This is a genomic window from Solwaraspora sp. WMMA2065 (assembly GCF_030345075.1).
In the GTDB taxonomy this organism is placed as follows: domain Bacteria; phylum Actinomycetota; class Actinomycetes; order Mycobacteriales; family Micromonosporaceae; genus Micromonospora_E.
Window position 1 is genome coordinate 5,102,818 of record NZ_CP128361.1, and the last position, 20,251, is coordinate 5,123,068.

Sequence of the window (20,251 nt, forward strand, 5' to 3'; positions counted from 1 at the left end):
CGAAGTCGTACGCCGCGTACCAGTTGCCGTCCGACCCATCAGCAAAGACGTACGCCTGATGCGTTCACTGCGCGTAGTCGGTGGATGAGTATCTAGTCAGGACAGCGTGAAGCCTGATCGGGTGGGCGGGGATTGTCGAGATGGTTCTTGATCTGGTGATGCCGATCAGTCTTCTTGTTGGGTCGGGCGGTGGGTGCGGATCCACTCGGCGACCTCGTCGCGGTCCCAGATCCGCATCCGGCCGGAGGCGACGAGCGCGACTGGTGCCGGGAAGCTCGCCCGGTTGGTGATCTCGGTGGCGCGGGTGCGCGATACACCGCCGAGCATCTCGGCGACGTCGGACAGCGCGACCAGCTTCACAAGGTCAAGCTATGCACCTTGCCTCCGTGAAGATTGCCAGTTGCAAGGTTGACGGTGTGCACGTTGCAGGGGATGCTAATGAGGCGAAACCGCCGGCGCATTCGTGGGATGCGGGCGGGCGACGCCGTGGGCTTGATCGATTAGGTAACACGAAAACGATCTTGAGAAGGAGAGAGCAGTGATCGTCGAGATGATTCGTGAGCTGGTGGTGCGGTGGCGGGAGTGGCGGGACGGGCGGTCGGCGGCGTCGAAGCGCCTGGCCCGGCTCGACCAGGAACGGGCGGCCAGGCAGCGACGGTTGGACGGCAACCGTGGGCACCGCTGGTCGTCGGAGCCGACGATGCTCACTCCGACGCTGCGTCCGCTGATGACCTACGGCCAGATGGTCGGCTACCGCGTACCGGCAGGGTTGTGATCCTGGTGGACGACGGTGCTGGCGAGTCGGGTCCGAACGCCGCCGACGTCGACGCCGGTGTCACCCGAGAGTGCGAAACCGATGAAGCGGCCGAGGTGGCTCTCACGCTGCGGTGGAGCTTCGAGGATTTGAAGGCTGAGCACGGTGAGGCCGGTGCCCGCCGGATTCTCGCCGAGGTCCTTGGCCGGTGGCAGGCCAACGGCGGCGAGCCGGTGGCGTTCGACGGCTGACGACGCGTGGCCGATCGGAAACGTCTTCCCTTGTGAGAGGAATCCATCGATGTGGGATGTCGGGGCGCTGTTCAGTGCGGCGTTGCTGGGCTTCTGCGCCGGGCTGTGGTCGTTCAAGGTGAAGTCGCGGTGGTGTCCGGACTGTGGGCGTACGACGTATCCGTTGGCGGATCGGCGTGGCGGGTAGTCGGCTGCTCCATGCGCCCGAGCCGAGGCCGGGTGACGTGCTGGTGGTCGGCGGTGAGGCCAGTGTGCAGTTCGCTGGTGAGCGCAGGCTGAGGTTCCGGGTCATCTCGGTTGACCCCAAGCCGACGTACGAGGGCTGGCTCTGGGTCACGGGTTACGTGATCGACAAATCCGGCGAAGCCGCCGAGCGGCGGGAGATATTCGTGCAACGTGACGGACTCTATCGACTGCCCCGGCACGACGGGTCGTAGCCTTGCCCGGCGGCCGGGTCGGACGATAGTCAGGCGGCACGGTTGTAGACCGTGATCGTCAGGGTGATCCAGCTGAAGACGGTGTATCCGATCCGGAGGTCTTCGCGGTTGAACCGCACCGAGGCGAAGCGGTTCTCGTTGGTGATCGCGCAGGCGTACCTGGTCTCGGGCAGGTCCTCGTCCAACGTCAGCCGGTATTGCGCCGTCGCCTGCTGGCAGAGCTCCGGGCCGTCACCTGCGGCTTCCCGTAGCTCGGCGTTGTTGATCGGCTGCAAACTGATGGTGCTGAACCGCAGATCGGCCAGGCCCGTCTCGTCATAGCCCGTGACGTCCCAGTCCGGGGCAAGTGAGTCGAGGTCGATCTCCGATGTCGCCGAGAGGGGGACGACGGTTTCTGCCCGGTGCACCGTCACCGACGTGCCAACGGGCACGGGATCCGGTCCGCCGGCGGTGGGCGACGAACCCGACGCAGTGGTCCCGGTCGGGCCCGGTGCCGGCGCGGCGACGTCCGGTGCGGCGACGTCCGGTGCCGTGCCCGGCCGCAGCGACCAACCGAAGACGCCCGCCCCGATCAGCGCCAGCGCCAGTGCACCGGTGAAACCAAAGCGAGGGCCGCCGGCCGTACGCCATCTGAAAGCGAGCGCGACCCCGCCGACGAGCAGGCTGCCCGCGATGAGCCGCAGCCCCGCGGCGGGGTGCTCGGTGAAGAAGGACGCGACACCGGCGATCGACCCGGCGATGGCTGCGGCCTGAATGAGACGGTCGACCCAGTTGATCTTTTTCCGGGGCGTGGACGGATCTGTGCGCGGCGGCGGTGGATCCACGGTGGCCGACACAGCCCCAGGGTATCAATCAGTCTCGACAGATCGGCACGTTCGGGTGCACCACATTCTTGTCGTAAAGGTTTTTCGTGTCGCCGACGCCGCCTTCCTTTGGAATGGGTTTGGCGTTGAAGAGCTGCAGAAACGTGTTGATCACTGCGGCCAGACCGGCCGGGATGGTGTAGCCGACGCCGTACGACGCCCAGAGGCCGAGCTGGGCGCTGCGGCACAGTGCGATCGGCGCGCCGAGTGCGGAGCCGATGGTCATTCCGAGGGTGAGGGTCAACTCGAAGTACAGCCCGGCGATGAAGCCGAGCGCGCCGAGCCCGACGTGGAACTTGGCGTGGTAGTCGAGCCAGATGCCGTTGACGCCGACCGAGATGCCGGAGATCGAGTCGATCAGACTCTGGTCGACGCTGATCGAATTCGGTGCCCGTACGCCGAACGAGCCGTTGGCGTAGCCGAAGCCGATCGACTGGCTCAGCGACCACTCGCCGGTGGCACTGATGTTGCCGTCCTTGGCACCGAACGCCGTGTTCACCCCGATGACCTGGGTCACCGTCGCGGAGAACGGCACGCCCAGCACTTCGCCGATGGGGACGCTGAAGTCGACCGGGATCGGGATGCGGGGGTCGATGTTGCGACCGGTCGACGTCGTCGCTTCGATCTCCACCCGCAGCGAGGCGGCCCCGTTGACCATGAACTCGGCCCGGGTCACCGTCGCTCCCCGGATCTCCAAATGGAAGCCGGCGGTCGGTGCGGTCATCTTGAGCAGGACCTTGCCGAGCAGGCGCACCCCGTTGCTGTCGTAGGTGAAGCTGGCGCCGACCCCGTCGGAGCAGCAGATCGGCGTGGCGGCCAGCTTGCCGACCTTGGCGGCCGCCGGCACCGTGAAGCCTCCACCTCCGCCGCCGCCACCGCCACCACCACCGCCCCCTCCGACGCCGCCGCTGTCGTCGCCGGACTCCGCCCAGCTGGCCGCCGCGTCCGGCATCGGGACCGCAGCCGTCAACGGGACCGGTTCGGCACTGGTGAAGGTGCCGTCCCGGATCACCTCGGTGATGTCGACCGGGCCGAGGGCCACCGCCAGGTCGTCGCCGTCCCGCCGGATGTCGACCACCCGGCCCACCGCCCGTCCGGTGAGGAACATGACCTTGCCCGGGGCGAGCCGGTCGGCGTTCTTCGCCGCCGGGTCGATGCGCCAGGTGAAGGTGCCGGCGGCAACCGAGCGGACCGAGCCCGCGCCGCCGCCGACGAACACCACGTCCGGTTGGTAGGTGACGTCCGGATGTGGGGTCGGTGCGGCACCGTACCGCTGCTCGGCCTCGGCACTCACCGACGACGCCGCGTCCGGCCGCGGACCGTCCGCCGGGCCCGCGCCGCCGCAGGCCGACACCGCCAGGAGTACGGCGACGGCTGACCCGATCAGTCGCCGGGAGTTGGTGAAGCTCGATCCCATGACCGACACCCTTCGGGCGAGCCGATGACGGTGGATGGTGGACGGTGTTCAGAGCCGGCCGGCGACGACGCGGGCGAGGTCCTCGAGCGGCTGCCGGTTCTCGGCGGGATCGTTGAGCCGCACCAACCGGATCGAGACCCACTGGCCGGAGATGTTGACGTACACGCTGTCGTCTTCGGCGTACGCCTCGTCGCCGACGCCGGGCAGCTCACGGAACTCGTGCCCGAGCTCCCGGTTGATGTCGAGGATCTTCTTGGCGCCGGGTCCGACGAAGACCTCCACCTGGGCGGTCGGCCCGGACGGTGGCGAGGTGAACGTGCAGGTCGCCTCGACCTGCTGAGGTGCGTCGAGCGGTGTGCCGGCCAACTGCTCAGCCTCCTGCTGGGTCACCAGGTCACAGGGGTTGACCACGGCCGGCGCGGCGGGCGGGTCGGTCTCCGTACTCGCTGGTGGAGCCTGGCTGGTCGCGACGCTGTCGTCCGGGAAGCCGGTCGGCGGCGCGATCGAGGGTCCTCCGGTCGACGTCTCTGCGGTGTCGCCGCATCCGGTGCCGGCCGCGACGACGGCGACCGCCAGCAGGCAGAGCAGCGTCAGCCGTACGGCCCGCCGGCCGCCGGTGGTCGGCCGCCCGGTCACATCCGGCTCCTGATCAGACCGATCAGCTCGACGGTGACGTCCCGGTCGTCGTCGGGGGCGACCACCTGGACCTCACAGGCCCGGTCGCTGACGATGAACTCGGCGAAGCCGCCGGGAGCGAACCGGATCCCGTCCGGGCCGGGTTCGGTCTCGCCGTACGCCGATTCGGCGGGCAGCTCACCGGAGGCGGCCGTCCCCGGGCCGCCGATGCTGACCGTCACCGAGTGGTAGGTGTCGGGGTTCTCCCACACGCAGACGCTTTCGCCGAGGCCGTCGCCGGGCCCGCCGCCGTCGTGCGCGCCGATGATCGGGGTGACCTCGTCGGCGGTGAGCAGTGTGCAGGCGTCGACCGGCGGCGGCGACTCGTCGCCGGGTTGCTCGTCCGCCGGCTGGTTGGCTGCGGCCGGCTGACCGCCGGGGTCGGCCGGTTGCGTGGTGTCGCCCGGGGAGCAGGCGGAGACCGTCACGACCAGCAGCGCCGTCGCGCCGAGCAGCGCCGTCGTGAGGCTGAAGAGGCTGGGCAGGAGCTGGTGTGGCGGCCCGGGTCGGTGCGTACGGCGTGCGGCGCCGGGGCGTGGTCCTGGCATGGCTGACCCTTTCATCGCAGCGGGAAGCCGCCCCGGTCGGGGACCGCGCTGGCGGTCCGACGCCGGTCAGGCTGCCGTGAGCATATTCAATAGACGCCAGCTAGTCCAGAGACGCTGTCTAGTTAATAACTTGGTAGGGTGACGGAGCTATGGCAGCCGACAACGAGACCAGGGCGACCCGGAAATACCGATCAGCGGTACGCGAGGAGAGCGCCCGCCGGACCCGACGCGCGATCGTCGACGCCGCCCGGGACCTCTTCGTCGAACGCGGCTACGCCGGTGCCTCGCTCGCCGACGTCGCCGTCGTGGCCGGTGTCGCCCGCCCCACCGTCTTCGCCGCATTCGGCTCCAAACCGGCCCTGCTGCGCCAGGTCCTCGACGAGGCCCTGGCCGGTGACGACGAACCGGTGCCGGTCGTCGAGCGGCCCTGGTTCCAGCCGGTGCGGCTCGCCGACACCGCCGAAGGCGTCCTCGACGCGTACGCGGAGGTGTGCCGGCTGATCGGCGGCCGGACCGCACGGATCTTCGAGACCGTACGGCAGGCGGCCGACGACGCCGAAGAGGTCGCCCAGGTCTGGGAGACGCTGCTGCGCAACCGCCGGATCGGCGCTACCGGCGTGGTCGCGCGACTGCGTGACCTGGGACCGCTGCGATACGGTTCCGACCTCGACCGGTCGGTGGATCTCGTCTGGTTCTACAACGACCCGGCGCACTACGGCAGCCTGGTGCTGCGCTGCGGCTGGGACGAGGCCGACTTCCGGGACTGGCTGGCCGGCCAGCTGAAACACGCGGTCCTGCCCGGCCGGTGACCCTCATCCGTTGGCCCCTCTTCCGGTGACTCTTAACGAACTCTCATCAAGTTCTCGTCAGGCTTCCACCCGCCTGGGGTGAGATTTGTCGGTCGAGATCGAAGCTGAGCAGGTCGTCTCTGTGAGCTGCTTCACCTTCTGACCGATCGGTCAGGGTTTCTGGGTTCGCTCCGGCATCCTTGGTCGCGGCAGGTGACCTGAGGAGAGGAGGTGGGCAAAGTGACACAGACCGGCCGGGGCGGCGCAGCGCGGCCCGAGCTACGCGAACAGATCCTCGACGTGGCCGCCCAGCGCTTCGCGGTGGTCGGCTTCCGGGGAGCCTCCCTTCAGGACATCGCCGCCGAGGTGGGCTGCGCCAAGGCGTCCCTGCTCTACCACTTCGACAGCAAGGACGCGATCCTCGCCGCCCTGATGAACCCGGCGGTCGCCAGCCTGGCCGAACTCGACCAGCAACTGGCCGGACTCGACGACGAGACCGCCCGCCGTACGGCGATCGACGGCTTCATCGAGCTGTGCCTGCGCTACCAGCGGCAGATCGCGGTGCTCTACGCCGAGATCCCGCAGATGCTGCACCAGCCCGCCTTCTGCGACCTGGAGCAGATGATCGACCGGCTGCTCGACGCCCTCACCGGTCGGTCCGGGCGCCTGGAGGACCGGTTCGCCGCCCTGGTGGTGCTGGCCGGGGTCGCCGCCGCCAGCTCCAAACACCTCGACCTCGACGCCGACCGGCTCCGCCCGCTGCTGGACCAGGTGATCGACCGGACCCTCGGCGAACCGGGCCCGGCGCGTAACCGAGACCTGACGCCAGCCGAGGGCCCGAAGCCCGGCGCCAGCTGAAACCCGAAGTTCCGTAACGACCGACACGACAGAGGATGCCGCATGGCCACCCTGCTATACCGGCTCGGCCGGACCGCCTTTCGCAAACGACACCTGGTCGTTTCGATCTGGTTGATCGCCCTGGTCGGTCTCGGCGTCGCCGCGCTCACCCTGCGCGGGCCGACCGCCAGCGACTTCAACATCCCCGGCACCGAATCCCAGGAGGCGTTGGAGCTGCTGCAGGAGCAGTTCCCGGAGGCCAGCGGGGCCGGCGGCACGATCGTGATCGCCGCGCCGGAGGGCGAGCAGCTCACCACCGCCGAAGGCCAGGCCGCCGTCCTGCAGGTGGTCGGCGAAGCCAACCAGATCCCCGGCGTGATCGCCGCGCTCGACCCGTTCCAGACCGGCAGCGTGTCACCCGACGGCCGGTTCGCCCTGGTCAACGTCCAGTTCGCCGAGCCGAACGACGAGGTCAGCGACGAATCGCGGGAGGCGTACGAAGCGGTCGGTGGCCCGGCCCGCGACGCCGGCTTCCAGGTGGCCCACGGCGGCGAGGTGATGAGCACCGAGCCGCACGTCGGCTCCCAGGAGGCGATCGGCGTGGCGATCGCCCTGGTCGTCCTGATCATCACCTTCGGTTCGCTGGTCGCCGCCGGGATGACGATGCTGAACGCGCTGATCGGCGTCGGCGCCGGCATGGCCGGCCTGTTCGTGCTGAGCGGCGTCATCAACCTCACCTCCACCGCTCCGGTGCTGGCGCTGATGCTCGGCCTGGCCGTCGGCATCGACTACTCGCTGTTCATCACCTCCCGGCACCGGCAGCACCTGCTCGAAGGCCTGGAACCGGAGGAGGCGGCCGCCCGCGCCGTCGCCACCGCCGGCTCCGCGGTGGTGTTCGCCGGCGCCACCGTGGTCATCGCCCTCGCCGGGCTCTCCGTCGTCGGCATCCCGTTCCTCACCGTGATGGGTCTGGCCGCCGCCGGCACGGTCAGCGTCGCCGTCCTGGTCGCGATCACCCTGCAGCCGGCGCTGCTCGGCTACGCCGGCCGCCGGGTGCTGCCGCGCGGCAAGCGGGCAGTCGGCCCGGCCGAGGCACCGACCAGCCAGGAGAACCAGGACTCCTTCGGATTCCGCTGGGCCCGACTGATGGTGAAGCTGCGGATCCCGGTGATCGTGCTCGGCGTGGCCGGGCTCGGTGCCCTGGCGATCCCCGCCGCCGACATGCGGATCGCCCTGCCCGACGCCAGCACCGCGCCGCTGGGCAGCAGCGCACGAACCGCGTACGACCTGACCACCGAAGGATTCGGGCCCGGCTTCAACGGCCGGCTGATCATGGTGGTCTCCGGTGACTCGGCGGAGGCCACCACCACCGCCGCCGGTCAGATCACCGGTACGGTGCAGGCCCTCGACGGCGTACTGGTGGTCGCACCGCCGCAGCCCAGCCAGGACGGGCAGACCGCGATCCTGGCGGTCATCCCGGCGACCGGCCCCACCGAGGCCGCGACCGAGGAGCTCGTCGAGCGGATCCGTGTGGAGATTGCCGAACTCGGGTTGGCCCCGGACGACGACGGCACCGCAGCGGTGGCGTTGACCGGTGTCACCGCCGTCGGCATCGACGTCTCCGACAAGCTCGCCGACGCACTGCCCGTCTACCTGCTGCTGGTCGTCGGGCTGTCGATCCTGCTGCTGATGCTGGTGTTCCGGTCGATCCTGGTGCCGGTGAAGGCCGCCGCCGGGTTCCTGCTGACTGTCGGCGCGACGTTCGGCATCACCGTCGCGGTCTTCCAGTGGGGCTGGCTCGCCGATCTGGTCGGCCTGGACACCCCGGGCCCGCTGGTCAGCTTCCTGCCGATCCTGCTGATCGGCATCCTGTTCGGCCTGGCCATGGACTACGAGGTGTTCCTGGTGTCCCGGATGCGGGAGGACTTCGTCCACGGTGACACCGCCGTGCAGGCCACCATCAACGGGATGGGGCACGGTGCCCGGGTGGTCACCGCTGCCGCACTGATCATGAGCGCGGTCTTCGGCGGCTTCATCCTGGTCGACGACCCGGTGATCAAATCGATGGGCTTCGCGCTGGCGATCGGCGTGCTGATCGACGCGTTCGTGGTGCGGATGACCATCGTCCCGGCGGTGATGTCGCTGCTCGGCCGCGCCGCCTGGTGGCTGCCGGGCTTCCTCAGCCGGATCATGCCCAACGTGGACATCGAAGGCGAGCAGCTGCGGGCCAGGCTGGCCGCGCAGCGCGGCGCCGAGCTGGTCGGCAGTGGAGCCGACCTGTCCTGACCCGATTTCACCCGGCATCGGTGCGCTGGGCTGCGTACCGGTGCCGGGTGCGGCAGGATGCCAGGCATGAACCTGGACCGACCGATCGCACCTGATCCGTACGACCTGCTTCCGCCGGTCGACTCGTTCGCGTTGACCAGCACCGACCTCTCCGAGGGCGGGCCGCTGCCGACGGCGCACGTCTTCACCGGAGCCGGCGGTGCGAACCTCTCCCCGCAACTGTCCTGGTCGGGCTTTCCGGCATCGACCAAGGGGTTCGTGGTGACCTGCTTCGACCCGGACGCGCCGACCGGTTGCGGGTTCTGGCACTGGCTGCTGGTCAACCTGCCGGCGTCGGTGACCGAGCTGGCGCAGGGTGCCGGCGGTGACCCGGAGAAGGCGGCGCCGGGCGCGTTCGGCGTACGAAACGACTTCGGTAACGCCGGGTACGACGGCGCCGCACCGCCGGCCGGTGACCGGCCGCACCGGTACATCTTCGCGGTGCACGCCCTCGACGTCGAACGGCTCGACCTCGGCCCGACGGCGACCCCGGCGTACGTCGGCTTCAACCTGGCCTTCCACACCCTCGCCCGGGCGAGGCTGACGGCCACCTACCAGCAGCCGGCCTGACCACCCAGCAGTTGGCCGCTATCCGCGTGGCCGGGCCGACCGGCCGCGCGGCGCGCGGTCACGGGCGGATGCAGCAGCCGGGGCAGATTTTCGGGTCGGGCAGGGTGAACGCCAGGCAGCAGGTCCGTCGCTGCACGGTGACCGCCCCGTCCTCGCCGGGCACCAGCTCGATCAGGTCGCCGATGTCGAGCGCGTCGAGCAGCGTGCCGATCGTCTCGGCGGACGAGCCGGGCAGCGCGTCGGCCGCCTGCAGCACCGCGTAGGCGATGCCGGAGGAGAGGGAGCCGAGCAGCGTCCGCGGGCCGAGCTTCACCCGGCTGTGGATCGCGTCCAGCAGCGGGCTCATGTGCTGGTCGAGCAGGGAGATCCGCAGTACGCGGAGCAGCTCGGCCTCGTCGGCCACGACCAGCACCTCGGGCAGCCCGGCCGCCGCGATCGGGTCGTGCGGCAGCACCGCCACCGGGATCCCGGGGCGCAGGCCGACGTCGACCAGCGGTCCGTCGTCGTCCATCCGCAGCAGTACGTCGTCGGCGCGCATCAGCGGCACCCGGCGGGCCGACGCCCAGCCGAGCGCGACCGGCAGCGCCACCCAGTAGCTGTACGCCTTCCAGGCGAGGGCGGCGGCGGCGTGCCGCTTCGCCTGCCAGCGCCGGGCGGCCGAGTCGAGCAGCCGGGGCAGGTGGCCGCCGTGGATCAGCTCGGTGGCGGGCAGCCAGCCGGTCTGGTCGTCGACGAGCAGACCGGCGTGCAGGCCGGGCAGGTCGTCGGTGCCGAACGCGGTGCGCAGCGTGGCGGTGATCGGGGCCAGCGGAGCGGCGGCGCGGGCCCGGGGGTCGATGACGGCGGTCACGATGAGCAACCATCGGTCGGCGCGGTGGCAACCGGGCAGGTAACGGTGGCAACCGAGAAGGAGGTGGCGTTCCCGTGATCAACCGGGTCGCACGTGCCTCGCCTCAACGTTCTCACCTTTCGATCCTTCCGCCAGCTGCCGATGGTTCACCCTAGCTTGCTAAGGCTAGGCTAACCAGAGTATCGGCGAAACTTCCAGCCGGGGTGATGACACTCCGTGGCGGTGGGTGATGGGCGAATTTCGCAGAGTGCTCTGATCCGTGCTGTCAAGTGCTCTGTCGGCAACGCGCCAAATCCGACCGGGTGTCCGAGTCGGAAAGCAGACTGTGGATCCGGCCTGAGGGGACGCCTTGCGATGACCAGCTCGCCCATCGACCGCGCCGCCGACACGTTCGCGGCCGAGCTCGCCCAGTGGCGCCTGGACCGGGCAATGACCAAGAAGCAGTTGGCCGCCCGGATGGGCTTCGATCCGTCGTACATCAGCCACGTCGAAGGCCGCCGGCACCGCCCCACCGAGGACTTCGCCCGCCGGGCCGAAGCGGTGCTCGGCGCCGGCGGTGCGATCTGGCAGCGCTACCAGGAGTACGACGAACTGCGGCACAGCCGTACCAGCACCCCGCCGCGCGACCCGCCGGTGCCCGAACAGTGGATGCCACCCGGCACCGGCCTCATCGTCGAGCAGGAGGTGGCCACCCTCGCCTACCGGGACGGCTACTACCACTGCACGATCCGGCGGGCCCTCTACAACGCCGGCACCGAACCGGTCACCCGCTACCTGGTCCGGGTCGCCGTCGACCGGTACCCCGACGATCCGGACCGGTCCAACCGGCACCACCGGGAACACCCGCTCACCTTCGTCGAGCTGGACCTGCACGCCTTCTGCGGCACCCCCGGGCACCAGGAGCCGATGCAGTGGCGCAAGAAGCACGACCGGGACGCCTTCAAAGAGGTCTGGCTGCTCTTCGAGAACTCCGACGGCCGGTTCCCGCTGTACCCGGGGCAGCGCACCAGCATCGAGTACACCTACCGGGTCGGCCAGGAGAAGTGGGGACAGTGGTTCCAACGTGCCGTCCGGCTGCCCACCCGGCAGCTCACCGTACGACTGGATTTCCCGGAAGCGCTCGACCCCCAGGTCTGGGGGGTCGAGACGTCCCTGTCTGCGGAGGACGCCCCGCTGCGAACGCCGGTGCGCCGGCAGCGGGTGAACGGCCGGTCGGTGCTGGAGTGGTCGACCGACGCGCCGCTGCTCAACGCCCGGTACCGGCTGGAGTGGCGGTTCCGGTCCGTGCCGCCGACCCACACGGGCGGTCAGGCCGGGTCACCGGCCGGGACCGAGACGCGGCCGGAGCAGCGGGCCAGCGAACGGATGCGGGCCATCGGGATCGTGCAGCGCGGCGCCGAAATGCTCCGACAGCAGGTGCAGCCGTTCGAACTACCGGCCGACGAGGCGGTGGCGTTGGACACCGTCGCCCGGCTGCGGGCCATGCTGGCCCGACTCGACGAGCTGCACCCGTTCGGCAAGGGGGTGGGCCTGGCCGCGCCGCAGATCGGGTTGCCCTGGGCGGCGGCCCTGGTCCGGCCCCCGGAGCCGGGAGCCGAGCCGCTGACGCTGCTCAACCCGCGGGTTGTCGACGTTGCGGTGGAGACCGATGACCAGTACGAGGGCTGCCTGTCCTACTTCGACGTGCGTGGGCTGGTGCCGCGTCCGCTGCGGATCGACGTCGAACACTCCCGGTTCGACGGTGGCCGGGTGATCACGTCCTTCGACCGGGCGATGGCCCGGCTGGTCGCGCACGAGATCGACCACCTGGAGGGCCGGCTGTACGTCGATCGGATGGCACCGGGGACCAGCCTGGTGCCGGTCGAGGAGTACCGGGACAGCGGCCGGCCCTGGGTGTACTGACCGGGCAAAGCGATCACACCTCGCCGAAGCTGTCGTAGTGGATGTGCTCGGCCGGGACGTCGAGCTCGGCGAGCCGACGCAGACTGGACCGGACCATGCCGGCCGACCCGGCGACGAAGAAGTCGTGCTCGTACCACGGGCCGTAGCGGGCCAGCACGTCGGCGACCTCGCCGTGCTCCCCGGTCCAGCCCGGGTCGTCCGAGCAGCAGGGCACCACGTTCAGCCAGGGGTAGGCGGCGCAGAGCTGGCTCAGCTCGGCCAGGTCGTACAGGTCGTCGCGGGTCCGCCCGCCCAGGTAGACGTGCACCCAGCGGCTGCGGTTGTACCGGGTCAGCTCGTCGATCAGGGCCTTGACCGGGGCGAAACCGACCCCGCCGGCCAGGCAGACGATGTCGCGCGGCGAGTCCCGGTCCAGCACCATGGAGCCCATCGGGGCGGCCACCCGCAGCAGATCGCCGGGGCGGACCCGGCGGACCAGCGCGCTGGACACCCAGCCGGCAGCGGCCGCCCGGACATGGAACTCCAGAGTGTTGTCCGCCCGGGGCGCGTTCGCGATCGAGTAGCTGCGCCACAGCCTTGGCTGGTAGCGCGGCACCTCGACGCTGACGTACTGCCCCGGCTGGTACTCCAGTCGGTGCTGCAGCGGCCGGCAGGTCAGCACGGCGACGTCGGTGCCCCGGCGTTCGTGGTCGAGCACCTCGGCGTGCCAGAATGCCGGGTTCGGGTCGCTTTCGGCGCCGATGACCAGGTTGGTGATGAGCAGTTCCAGTGCGGCACCCCAGGCCTCGTCGTACTCGACGCTCCACCGGTCACCGGCGACGGTGCGCAGCGCCTCCAACAGCATGCCGCCGAACGCGGCGTAGTCCGCAGCTTGCACCTGGAACTTGCGGTGGGCCCGCCCGAGTGACTGCAGGTAGTCGGTGAACTGCTCCGGGTCGTCGATCGAGCCGACGGCAGAGACGATAGCCTCGATCAGGCAGCGCCGCTGGGTGTCCATCTGCACCGGGAAGAGCTGGCGAAGATCCGGCCGGTCCAGGAACAGTCGGGCGTAGAAGTAGCCCGCCACCTGGTCGCGCTCCTCCTCGACGAGCACCCAGCTCTCCTTCAACAGTTGCGCGAGATCGCTCATCGAGGCCTTCCCGTCACCGTGCCGCCACTGACTCCGTATCACTGAGTTCCAGGGTGAGCACTCTTCGTAGCGAGTCGACGTACCCGATGTGCGACATTGCCGTGCCGTACCCGCTCGGGCACAGTGGTCCGGTGACGGTCGACCTCGCCGGTACGCCACCACCGGCCAGCAGCAACCCGGACGCCCACCCGGCGGCCCCGCTGCCACCGCGCCTGCTGCGCGCCGAGGTGCTCCTGGTCCTGGGCGTGTCGCTCGGCCAGTCCGCCATCTACGCCCTGGTCACCATCACCGCGCGACTCACCGCCGACCGGCCGCTGGGGCAGCAGACCGCCACCATGAACGCCTCCCAGTCGGCCCGCCCCTGGCTGGACCTGACCTACCAACTGCTCGGGATCTTCTTCGCCCTCGTGCCGGTCCTGCTGGCGGTCCACCTGCTCAGCCGGGACCGGGCCGACGCCCGCGCCCGGCTCGGGCTCGACGCCCGGTCACCGCTGCGCGACCTGGCCTGGGGAGCCGCCCTGGCCGCCGCGATCGGGCTGCCCGGACTCGGGCTGTTCTGGATCGCCGCGCTGCTCGGGCTCAACGCCAGCCTGGTCCCGGCCGCGCTACCGCAACTGTGGTGGACGGTCCCGGTGCTGATCCTTGCCGCCGCGCAGAACGCCATCCTGGAAGAGGTGATCGTGGTCGGCTACCTGATGACCCGGCTACGGCAACTCGGCTGGCGGATCGGCGCGGTCATCGCCACCAGCTGCCTGCTGCGCGGCACCTACCACCTCTACCAGGGCTTCGGAGCGTTCCTCGGCAACGTGATCATGGGTGTGGTGCTGTCGCTGTTCTTCCTGCGTACCCGCCGGGTGATGCCGTTGATCATCGCGCACACCCTGCTGGACGTCTTCGCGTTCGTCGGCTACGCGCTGCTGCCCCGTGACTGGTTCAGCTGGCTGTGACCGGCGCAGCCGGCGTGACCGGCCGATAGCGCGCGCTGGCCCGCGCGGCCAGCCGCTCCAGCAGCAGCGTGTCACCCGACCAGGCGACCAGCGCCCGCCCACCGGGCAGCAACCGGGCCGGCAACCGCAGCAGCGCCCAACCGCCGCCGGTCAACCGGCTCACCGCCTCGGTGAACCGCTGCGCACCGCCGAGCAGCCGCAACGCCGGATCCTCGGCGTCGTCGGTCGTCGGCCGGCCCGCCGCGTCCAGCGCGGCGTGGGCCGCCGCGACGTCCGGCTGCATGCCGGTCAGGGCCAGCAGCTCCGCAGCCCGGTCCCGGTCGGTCGGATCATGCCGGTACGCGGCCGCCACGTGCAGCGTGACAGCAGCCTGCGTCCAGCCGAGGGTCACCAGCTCCAGGGCCGGGCCGAGCAGCCCGCCGGCGGTGGCGACCGCCGCGCCGGCCCCGGCGAGCCGGGTGAACCGGCGCGCCGCCAGCCGGGCCAGGGCATCGTCGCTGGCCGCCGGGTAGTCGTCGCGTAGCCGGGCCGCCCAGTCCCGCGCCGCCGGCCCGATCCGTTCCACCGCGGCCAGGGCGAGCAGTTCCGGCGCGTACGCCGGACGCGCCAACAGCTGTCGCAGCGTACCGCCGGGGACCGGACCTGGCGGGGGAGTGCCGGCCGGATCCGGCGCCGGCGCGGCTTTCTTCGCGGTGGTCTTCTTCGTCGGCGCGGTCTTCTTGGCGGCGGTCTTTCTTGGCGTGGTCTTCCTCGCCGCAGGCTTCTCCGCCGCCGTGGGCTCCGCTGCCGGAGTCGCCTTTTTCGCGGCGGCTTTCTTCGCGGCGGTCTTCTTCGCCGGCGTGGCCTTCTTGGCGGGGCTCTCGGCGCTGCCGGCTGCGCTCGACGGTGGCTGGAACAACACGGGAGCGATGGCGGCGGGCGGCGTGACGCCGGCCGTCGGTGTCCTGGCCCGTGGGGCGCGGGACCGCCTCGGCTCAGCGTCGGGCGATTGCTCCTCCATGCTCAGGCAGCCTAGCCCGAACCCGCCCGCAACACCCGCCTCGCCGGTTCCAGTGACCCCGGCTGACGGGGTTTGTGCCGGTAACGCCCGGGTACCCGGGCCCGGTGGCCAGATATGCCGCGGACATCACCGCGCTGGCGCGACCGCTGGTCGACGCCGACGACCTCGACCCGCTGATCGAACGGGCCGCCGACGCGCGGGTGGTGATGCTCGGCGAGGCGAGCCACGGTACACACGAGTTCTACGGCTGGCGGGCGGCCGTCACCCGCCGACTGGTCACCGAGCACGGCTTCTCCTTCATCGCCGTCGAAGGGGACTGGCCGGACTGCGACCGGGTCGACCGCAGCGTCCGGGGCCGGCTCGACGCCCCCCGCGACCCGCGCGACGCGCTGACCACCTTCGAACGTTGGCCCACCTGGATGTGGGCCAACGACGAGGTGGTCGACTTCTGCCGCTGGCTGCGCCGGCACAACGACTCGGTCAGCGAATCCGCCCGGGTCGGCTTCCACGGGCTCGACGTCTACTCGCTGTGGGAGTCGCTCCGCGAGATCCTCGTCTACCTGCGGGAACATCGACCGGACCAGGTGCCGGCGGCGCTCGACGCGTACCGCTGCTTCGAACCGTACGGCGAGGACCCGCAGGAGTACGCGACCGCCCTGCGGCTGGTGCCCGCCGGCTGCGAGGCGGAGGTGATCGACCTGCTGGTCCGGCTGCGGCGCGACGCCGCCGCCGACGGGGCAGGCAGCTTCGGTGCCTGGCAGAACGCCGAGGTGGTGGCCGGGGGCGAACGCTACTACCGGGCACTGGTGTCCGGTGGCCGGCTGGCCTGGAACGTCCGGGACCGGCACATGGACGACACCCTCGCCCGGCTGCTCGACCGGTACGGTCCGGACGCCCGCGCGGTGGTGTGGGCGCACAACACGCACGTCGGCGACGCCCGGGCCACCGACATGGCCGAGCTCGGCGAGGTCAACATCGGGCAGCTGGCACGTGAGCGGTACGGCCGGGACCGGGTGGTCCTGGTCGGCTTCGGCACCTACCGGGGAACGGTGGTGGCCGGTGACACCTGGGGCGCACCGATGCGGCTGATGCCCGTACCGCCGGCCCGGCCGGGGTCGCTGGAAGCGATCCTTTCCGTCGCGGCCCCGGCCGAGTCGCTGTTCGTCTTCCCCACCGACGGCAGACCGGATCTGCTCACCGACGAGCTGGACCACCGGGCGATCGGGGTGGTCTACCAGCCGAACATGGAACGGCGCGGCAACTACGTGCCGACCGTGCTCGGCGACCGCTACGACGCGTTCCTCTGGTTCGACCGCAGCCGAGGGGTGCGCCCGCTGCGGACCCCGCATGTCGAGCTGCGTGAACCGGAGACCTTCCCGTCCGGCGTCTGAGCGTCACCCGGCACGCAGCCCGTCCAGCATCACTCGGTCCGCAGCCCGTCGGCGCGCATCAGCCGCCACAGCGCCGGCAGGCCGGCGGCGGCGACCAGCAGCACGACACCGGCACCCGCCGCGCTGGCCCCGGCCACCGTCCACCAGCTGACCACGAGGTCGCGGCCGACCATGCCGAGCAGCACCGCACCGAGCCCGACCCCGGCGGCCACCGCCAGGACCAGCCCGAGCAGCACGGGCACCAGATGCTGCCAGACGACCGCCCAGCCGAGCGCCCGCCGGGGTGCGCCGAACGCGTCCAGCATGGCCAGCAGCCGGCGCCGTTCGCGCAGCTGTTCCAGCATGGTGACCAGCATGCTGGCGGCGATCAGCAGCAGCGTGACGACGATGCCGACGACGAGTCCACGACGGACGCTGGTGAACCGCCGCGCCTCGGTCGTCGCGGACAGGGTGGACAGCAGGTCCATCGGTCCGGCGGTGGCGAGCAGGTTGCGGACGTGCTCGACCGCGTCCGGCTGGCCGGGGTCGATCTGCAGGTACGCCGTTGTCGGCAGCCGGCCGACCGCGTCGACGTCGATCGCGGCCGGCGTGGCGAAGATCCCGAACCGACCGATCCCGTACGGATCGACGCGCGACTGCGCCGGTCGGGCGTCGACGGGAATCGTCCACTCGTACCCACCGGGCGCGACCTGCACCCGCTCGCCAGCCCGGATCTGCTCGACCGGTGTCTCCACCAGCCGACCCTGCTCGTCGACGGTCACGGATCGCAGGTGTTCGGGAGGCGGTGCGACCCGGAAGACGGCACCGTCGGCACAGTCGGTCGCGACGATCAGCTCGGCGAGCCCCCGGCAGTCGGCGATGACCAGCTCATCGGTGCGGTGTGCGACGCCGCCGGCACTCTCGCCGTCGCCGGAGCCGGCGAACACCGAGGTGGACCGGTATCCGGCGACCGAGTCGACCCCCGGCACCGCGCGCAGCCGGGTCAACAGCGCGTCGCCGGTCGACCGGTCCGGTACGCCGAGATGGGCGAGGTGGCTGGCCCGGTCCGGGTCGGCACCGGTCTGTCGGACGAAGTCGTCGTCGACGCCGGTGAACAGCGCCTGCAACGCGATCGTGCCGGCCACCGCGACCGCGACCCCGCACACCTGCCGGGCGTTGCCGCCGCCATCGACCTGCAGCCGGCGGATCGCCAACTGCCAGGCGACCGGCCCGCCGCGCATCCGCCGTACGGCGGCCTCGACCAGCCACGGCAGCAGCGTCACCACGCCGACCAGCAGCAGCACCGCGCCGACCGACCTGCACCGGGAGGTACGTCAATGAACAGTCCCTTGCTCTCCGGCCGAGGAGTCGTCCGCTCGTACGGCGCCACCCCGGCGCTACGTGGCGTCAGCCTCGACGTCGCCGAAGGCGAGATCGTCGCCGTCACCGGGCCCAGCGGGTGCGGCAAGTCCACCCTGCTGCACTGCCTCGCCGGCATCCTGCGCCCGGACGCCGGTGAGATCCACTACCGCGACCAGCGCATCGACCTGCTCTCCGAGTCGGCCCGCGCCGTGCTGCGGCGTACCGAACTCGGGGTGCTGTTCCAGTTCGGTCAGCTCGTCCCCGAGCTGACCGCAGCGGAGAACGCCGCGCTTCCGCTGCTGCTCGCCGGCACGGGGCGGCGAGCAGCACGGACCGCGGCGCTCACCTGGCTGGACCGGCTCGGCGTCGCTGACCAGGCCGACACCGTGCCCGGCGAGATGTCCGGCGGCCAGCAGCAGCGGTGCGCGCTGGCCCGCGCGATGATCACTGAACCTCGGGTGCTGTTCGCCGACGAACCCACCGGCGCGTTGGACAGCCTCACCGGCGAGCAGGTCCTCGGCCAGCTGGTCCGGCTCGCCCGCGAGCAACGGACCTCCGTCGTGCTCGTCACCCACGACCCCCGGGTCGCCGGGTACGCCGACCGGGAGATCATGCTGCGCGACGGCGAGATCGACCCGGCCGGGCTCGGCCCAGTCGTCGCCCGGACGGCCCGGTCGTGATCCGTCCGGCCACCCTGCTGCGGCTCGGCCTCGTCGGCACCCGCACCGACACGGTACGGATCGTCCTCACCGCCGCCGCGCTGCTCACCACCGTCACCTTCCTGGCCGCCGCCACGGTCATCGCCGTGCCGACCGTCCCGGACGGAAGATCCAACCGGTCCCCGCAGTACGGCCCGGCGCTGATCGCCGAGGCGGAGCTGCGGACCGGAGTCACCATCGCCCTGTTCCTCCTGGCGATCCCGGTCCTCGCCCTCGCCGGGCAGTGCGCCCGACTCGGTGCGCCCGCCCGTGACCAGCGGCTCGCCGCCATCCGGCTGGCCGGCGGCACCCCCGGCCAGGTCCGGGCGCTGGCCGCCACCGAAACCGGGCTGGCCGGTGCGCTCGGCTCCGTCACCGGGCTGGCCGTGTACCTGGCCGGCCGGCGACTGCTGCACCGCCCGGACGAGCACGGCCTGCTGCCACTGCCCACCGACGTACTGCCCCCGGTCTGGTCGCTGATCCTGATCGTGGCCGGCATCCCGCTGCTCGCAACCGCAGTCGCCGCCGCCCTGCTGCGTACGGTCGTCGTGTCCCCGCTCGGCGTACAGCGCCGGCGCAGGCAAGGGCGGCCCGGGTGGTGGCCCGGCCTGCTCATCCTCGGCGGCCTGGTGGTGACCTTCCTGTTCCGGCCGCTCGTCGACTGGGCTGCCGGCCGGGAAGCCCCACTGTGGGGCGTCGCGGCCATCGCGTTCACCGGGGCGCTGACCATCGCGATCGGCGTCGCCACCGGTACGGGCTGGATCTCGTACGCATGCGGGCGGATCCTGCGGCGAGTGGGCCCGCCGCCCCGCGACCCTGCTCGCCGCCCGACGGCTGACCGCCGACCCGTGGCACGGCGCACGGACCTTCGCCGGGCTGCTGGTCTGCGTCCTGTTCGGCGCCGGCACCGCCGGGTTCAGCGCCTACATGGCGGCCGAGTTCGGCAGCTGGGACCGGGTCCGCCGGATCCTCGCCGAACAGAGCGGCCAGCCGTACAGTCCGAGTGACAACAGTTTCTACTTCAACGCGGTCACCCTGGTGCACATCGCGGTCCTGGTAGGCCTGGCGATCGCAGCCGCCGGTCTGGCCGTCGCAGTCGTCGAAGGCATCGTGGAGCGCCGCCGTGCCAACGCGGCACTCGTCGCCACCGGCGTACCACGCGGGGTGCTGGCCCGCTCGGTCCTGGTCCAGACCCTCACCCCGCTGCTACCGGCGACCCTGGTGGCGCTGACCGCCGGCACGATGATGGCCAGGGCGCTCGGAACGGAGGTCTCCTCCGGCCCGCGTACGACCACGTTCTGCGATCCGGCGGATGCCTGTCGCACCCCCGAGGACTGGACGGAGTACGGCCGGACGATCGAACACCCGGGCATCACCGTGCCGGTGCAGGTACCCCTCGACGACTTGGCGCTGCTCGGCGTCGGTGCGATGGTGGCCGCCCTGGCCACGGTCGGCGTCGGACTGCTGTTCCTGCGCGGCGCCACCGACCTGACGGAACTCCGGCAGACCTGATCGGCTACCGGCAGAT

Annotated in this window: 22 protein-coding genes; 13 read left to right on the plus strand and 9 right to left on the minus strand. The window is 71.2% G+C overall.

Annotated elements, in window-relative coordinates; genetic code table 11:
* Window positions 1-165 precede the first annotated feature (165 nt).
* A complete protein-coding gene (locus O7610_RS23275) occupies window positions 166-360 on the minus strand; it encodes a helix-turn-helix transcriptional regulator (RefSeq protein WP_282232800.1) in 195 nt (64 codons plus the stop codon).
* Between the two features lie 178 nt (window positions 361-538).
* On the opposite strand from O7610_RS23275, the gene O7610_RS23280 reads away from it, so the two are divergent.
* The 3 genes from O7610_RS23280 (at window position 539) to O7610_RS23290 (ending at window position 1,442) form a co-directional block, all read left to right on the plus strand.
* Window positions 539-775: a hypothetical protein gene (locus O7610_RS23280; protein WP_289211842.1), complete on the plus strand. Its 237-nt coding sequence runs from the start codon at window positions 539-541 to the stop codon at window positions 773-775.
* Window positions 776-780: 5 nt separating this feature from the next.
* Window positions 781-1,005, plus strand: coding sequence for a hypothetical protein (locus O7610_RS23285; protein WP_289211843.1), 225 nt, complete (start codon window positions 781-783; stop codon window positions 1,003-1,005).
* A 143-nt stretch (window positions 1,006-1,148) separates the two neighbouring features.
* Complete coding sequence (locus O7610_RS23290) at window positions 1,149-1,442, plus strand: hypothetical protein (protein WP_353850296.1); 294 nt, start codon at window positions 1,149-1,151, stop codon at window positions 1,440-1,442.
* Between the two features lie 29 nt (window positions 1,443-1,471).
* On the opposite strand, the gene O7610_RS23295 is transcribed toward O7610_RS23290, so the two are convergent.
* From O7610_RS23295 to O7610_RS23310, 4 genes are read right to left on the minus strand one after another with little or no spacing between them, the layout of a single operon-like run.
* Window positions 1,472-2,278, minus strand: coding sequence for a hypothetical protein (locus O7610_RS23295; protein WP_289211844.1), 807 nt, complete (start codon window positions 2,276-2,278; stop codon window positions 1,472-1,474).
* Between the two features lie 16 nt (window positions 2,279-2,294).
* Window positions 2,295-3,722: a hypothetical protein gene (locus O7610_RS23300; protein WP_289211845.1), complete on the minus strand. Its 1,428-nt coding sequence runs from the start codon at window positions 3,720-3,722 to the stop codon at window positions 2,295-2,297.
* Window positions 3,723-3,770: 48 nt separating this feature from the next.
* Window positions 3,771-4,358 carry a DUF3558 family protein gene (locus O7610_RS23305; protein ID WP_289211846.1) on the minus strand — a complete coding sequence of 196 codons (588 nt, stop codon included), beginning with the start codon at window positions 4,356-4,358 and terminating at the stop codon, window positions 3,771-3,773.
* On the minus strand, window positions 4,355-4,945 hold the full coding sequence (locus tag O7610_RS23310) for a DUF3558 family protein (RefSeq protein ID WP_289211847.1): 591 nt from the start codon (window positions 4,943-4,945) through the stop codon (window positions 4,355-4,357). The genes O7610_RS23305 and O7610_RS23310 overlap by 4 nt, the downstream gene beginning before the upstream one ends.
* 149 nt (window positions 4,946-5,094) lie before the next feature.
* On the opposite strand from O7610_RS23310, the gene O7610_RS23315 reads away from it, so the two are divergent.
* From O7610_RS23315 to O7610_RS23330, 4 genes are all read left to right on the plus strand, one after another.
* Window positions 5,095-5,754: a TetR/AcrR family transcriptional regulator gene (locus tag O7610_RS23315; RefSeq protein ID WP_289211848.1), complete on the plus strand. Its 660-nt coding sequence runs from the start codon at window positions 5,095-5,097 to the stop codon at window positions 5,752-5,754.
* Between the two features lie 210 nt (window positions 5,755-5,964).
* Window positions 5,965-6,591, plus strand: a complete 627-nt coding sequence (locus O7610_RS23320; protein WP_289211849.1) for a TetR/AcrR family transcriptional regulator — start codon at window positions 5,965-5,967, stop codon at window positions 6,589-6,591.
* Window positions 6,592-6,633: 42 nt separating this feature from the next.
* Window positions 6,634-8,856 (plus strand): MMPL family transporter, encoded by a 2,223-nt coding sequence (locus tag O7610_RS23325; RefSeq protein ID WP_289211850.1) that lies wholly within the window; start codon window positions 6,634-6,636, stop codon window positions 8,854-8,856.
* Between the two features lie 66 nt (window positions 8,857-8,922).
* Window positions 8,923-9,465 (plus strand): YbhB/YbcL family Raf kinase inhibitor-like protein, encoded by a 543-nt coding sequence (locus tag O7610_RS23330; RefSeq protein ID WP_281552595.1) that lies wholly within the window; start codon window positions 8,923-8,925, stop codon window positions 9,463-9,465.
* Window positions 9,466-9,523: 58 nt separating this feature from the next.
* Here O7610_RS23330 and O7610_RS23335 read toward each other — a convergent pair whose 3' ends face one another.
* Window positions 9,524-10,315: a hypothetical protein gene (locus O7610_RS23335; RefSeq protein WP_289211851.1), complete on the minus strand. Its 792-nt coding sequence runs from the start codon at window positions 10,313-10,315 to the stop codon at window positions 9,524-9,526.
* 354 nt (window positions 10,316-10,669) lie between these two features.
* Here O7610_RS23335 and O7610_RS23340 point away from each other — a divergent pair, with 354 nt between their 5' ends.
* On the plus strand, window positions 10,670-12,217 hold the full coding sequence (locus O7610_RS23340) for a peptide deformylase (RefSeq protein ID WP_281552597.1): 1,548 nt from the start codon (window positions 10,670-10,672) through the stop codon (window positions 12,215-12,217).
* A gap of 13 nt (window positions 12,218-12,230) precedes the next feature.
* Here O7610_RS23340 and O7610_RS23345 read toward each other — a convergent pair whose 3' ends face one another.
* The gene (locus O7610_RS23345) at window positions 12,231-13,346 is read right to left on the minus strand and encodes an FAD-binding oxidoreductase (protein ID WP_281552598.1); all 1,116 of its coding nucleotides are present in this window, start codon (window positions 13,344-13,346) and stop codon (window positions 12,231-12,233) included.
* Between the two features lie 53 nt (window positions 13,347-13,399).
* Between O7610_RS23345 and O7610_RS23350 the strand changes: the two genes are divergently transcribed.
* Complete coding sequence (locus O7610_RS23350) at window positions 13,400-14,293, plus strand: CPBP family intramembrane glutamic endopeptidase (protein ID WP_281552599.1); 894 nt, start codon at window positions 13,400-13,402, stop codon at window positions 14,291-14,293.
* On the opposite strand, the gene O7610_RS23355 is transcribed toward O7610_RS23350, so the two are convergent.
* The gene (locus O7610_RS23355; RefSeq protein WP_289211852.1) at window positions 14,280-15,293 is read right to left on the minus strand and encodes a hypothetical protein; all 1,014 of its coding nucleotides are present in this window, start codon (window positions 15,291-15,293) and stop codon (window positions 14,280-14,282) included. The two genes, O7610_RS23350 and O7610_RS23355, sit on opposite strands and share 14 nt — an antisense overlap.
* Window positions 15,294-15,397: 104 nt before the next feature.
* Here O7610_RS23355 and O7610_RS23360 point away from each other — a divergent pair, with 104 nt between their 5' ends.
* Entirely contained in the window at window positions 15,398-16,684 is a 1,287-nt protein-coding gene (locus tag O7610_RS23360; protein ID WP_502959044.1) for an erythromycin esterase family protein, read from the plus strand.
* Window positions 16,685-16,713: 29 nt separating this feature from the next.
* Here the strand turns inward: O7610_RS23360 and O7610_RS23365 are convergent, their stop codons facing one another.
* Window positions 16,714-17,967: an ABC transporter permease gene (locus O7610_RS23365; RefSeq protein ID WP_289211853.1), complete on the minus strand. Its 1,254-nt coding sequence runs from the start codon at window positions 17,965-17,967 to the stop codon at window positions 16,714-16,716.
* A 33-nt stretch (window positions 17,968-18,000) separates the two neighbouring features.
* On the opposite strand from O7610_RS23365, the gene O7610_RS23370 reads away from it, so the two are divergent.
* Genes O7610_RS23370 through O7610_RS23380 form a run of 3 tightly spaced genes read left to right on the plus strand, consistent with a single transcriptional unit; the run spans window position 18,001 to window position 20,235 of the window.
* Window positions 18,001-18,705 (plus strand): ABC transporter ATP-binding protein, encoded by a 705-nt coding sequence (locus O7610_RS23370; RefSeq protein WP_289211854.1) that lies wholly within the window; start codon window positions 18,001-18,003, stop codon window positions 18,703-18,705.
* Window positions 18,702-19,730 carry an FtsX-like permease family protein gene (locus O7610_RS23375; RefSeq protein WP_289211855.1) on the plus strand — a complete coding sequence of 343 codons (1,029 nt, stop codon included), beginning with the start codon at window positions 18,702-18,704 and terminating at the stop codon, window positions 19,728-19,730. The genes O7610_RS23370 and O7610_RS23375 overlap by 4 nt, the downstream gene beginning before the upstream one ends.
* On the plus strand, window positions 19,651-20,235 hold the full coding sequence (locus O7610_RS23380) for an FtsX-like permease family protein (protein ID WP_281552604.1): 585 nt from the start codon (window positions 19,651-19,653) through the stop codon (window positions 20,233-20,235). Before O7610_RS23375 ends, O7610_RS23380 begins: the two co-directional genes overlap by 80 nt.
* Window positions 20,236-20,251 lie beyond the last annotated feature (16 nt).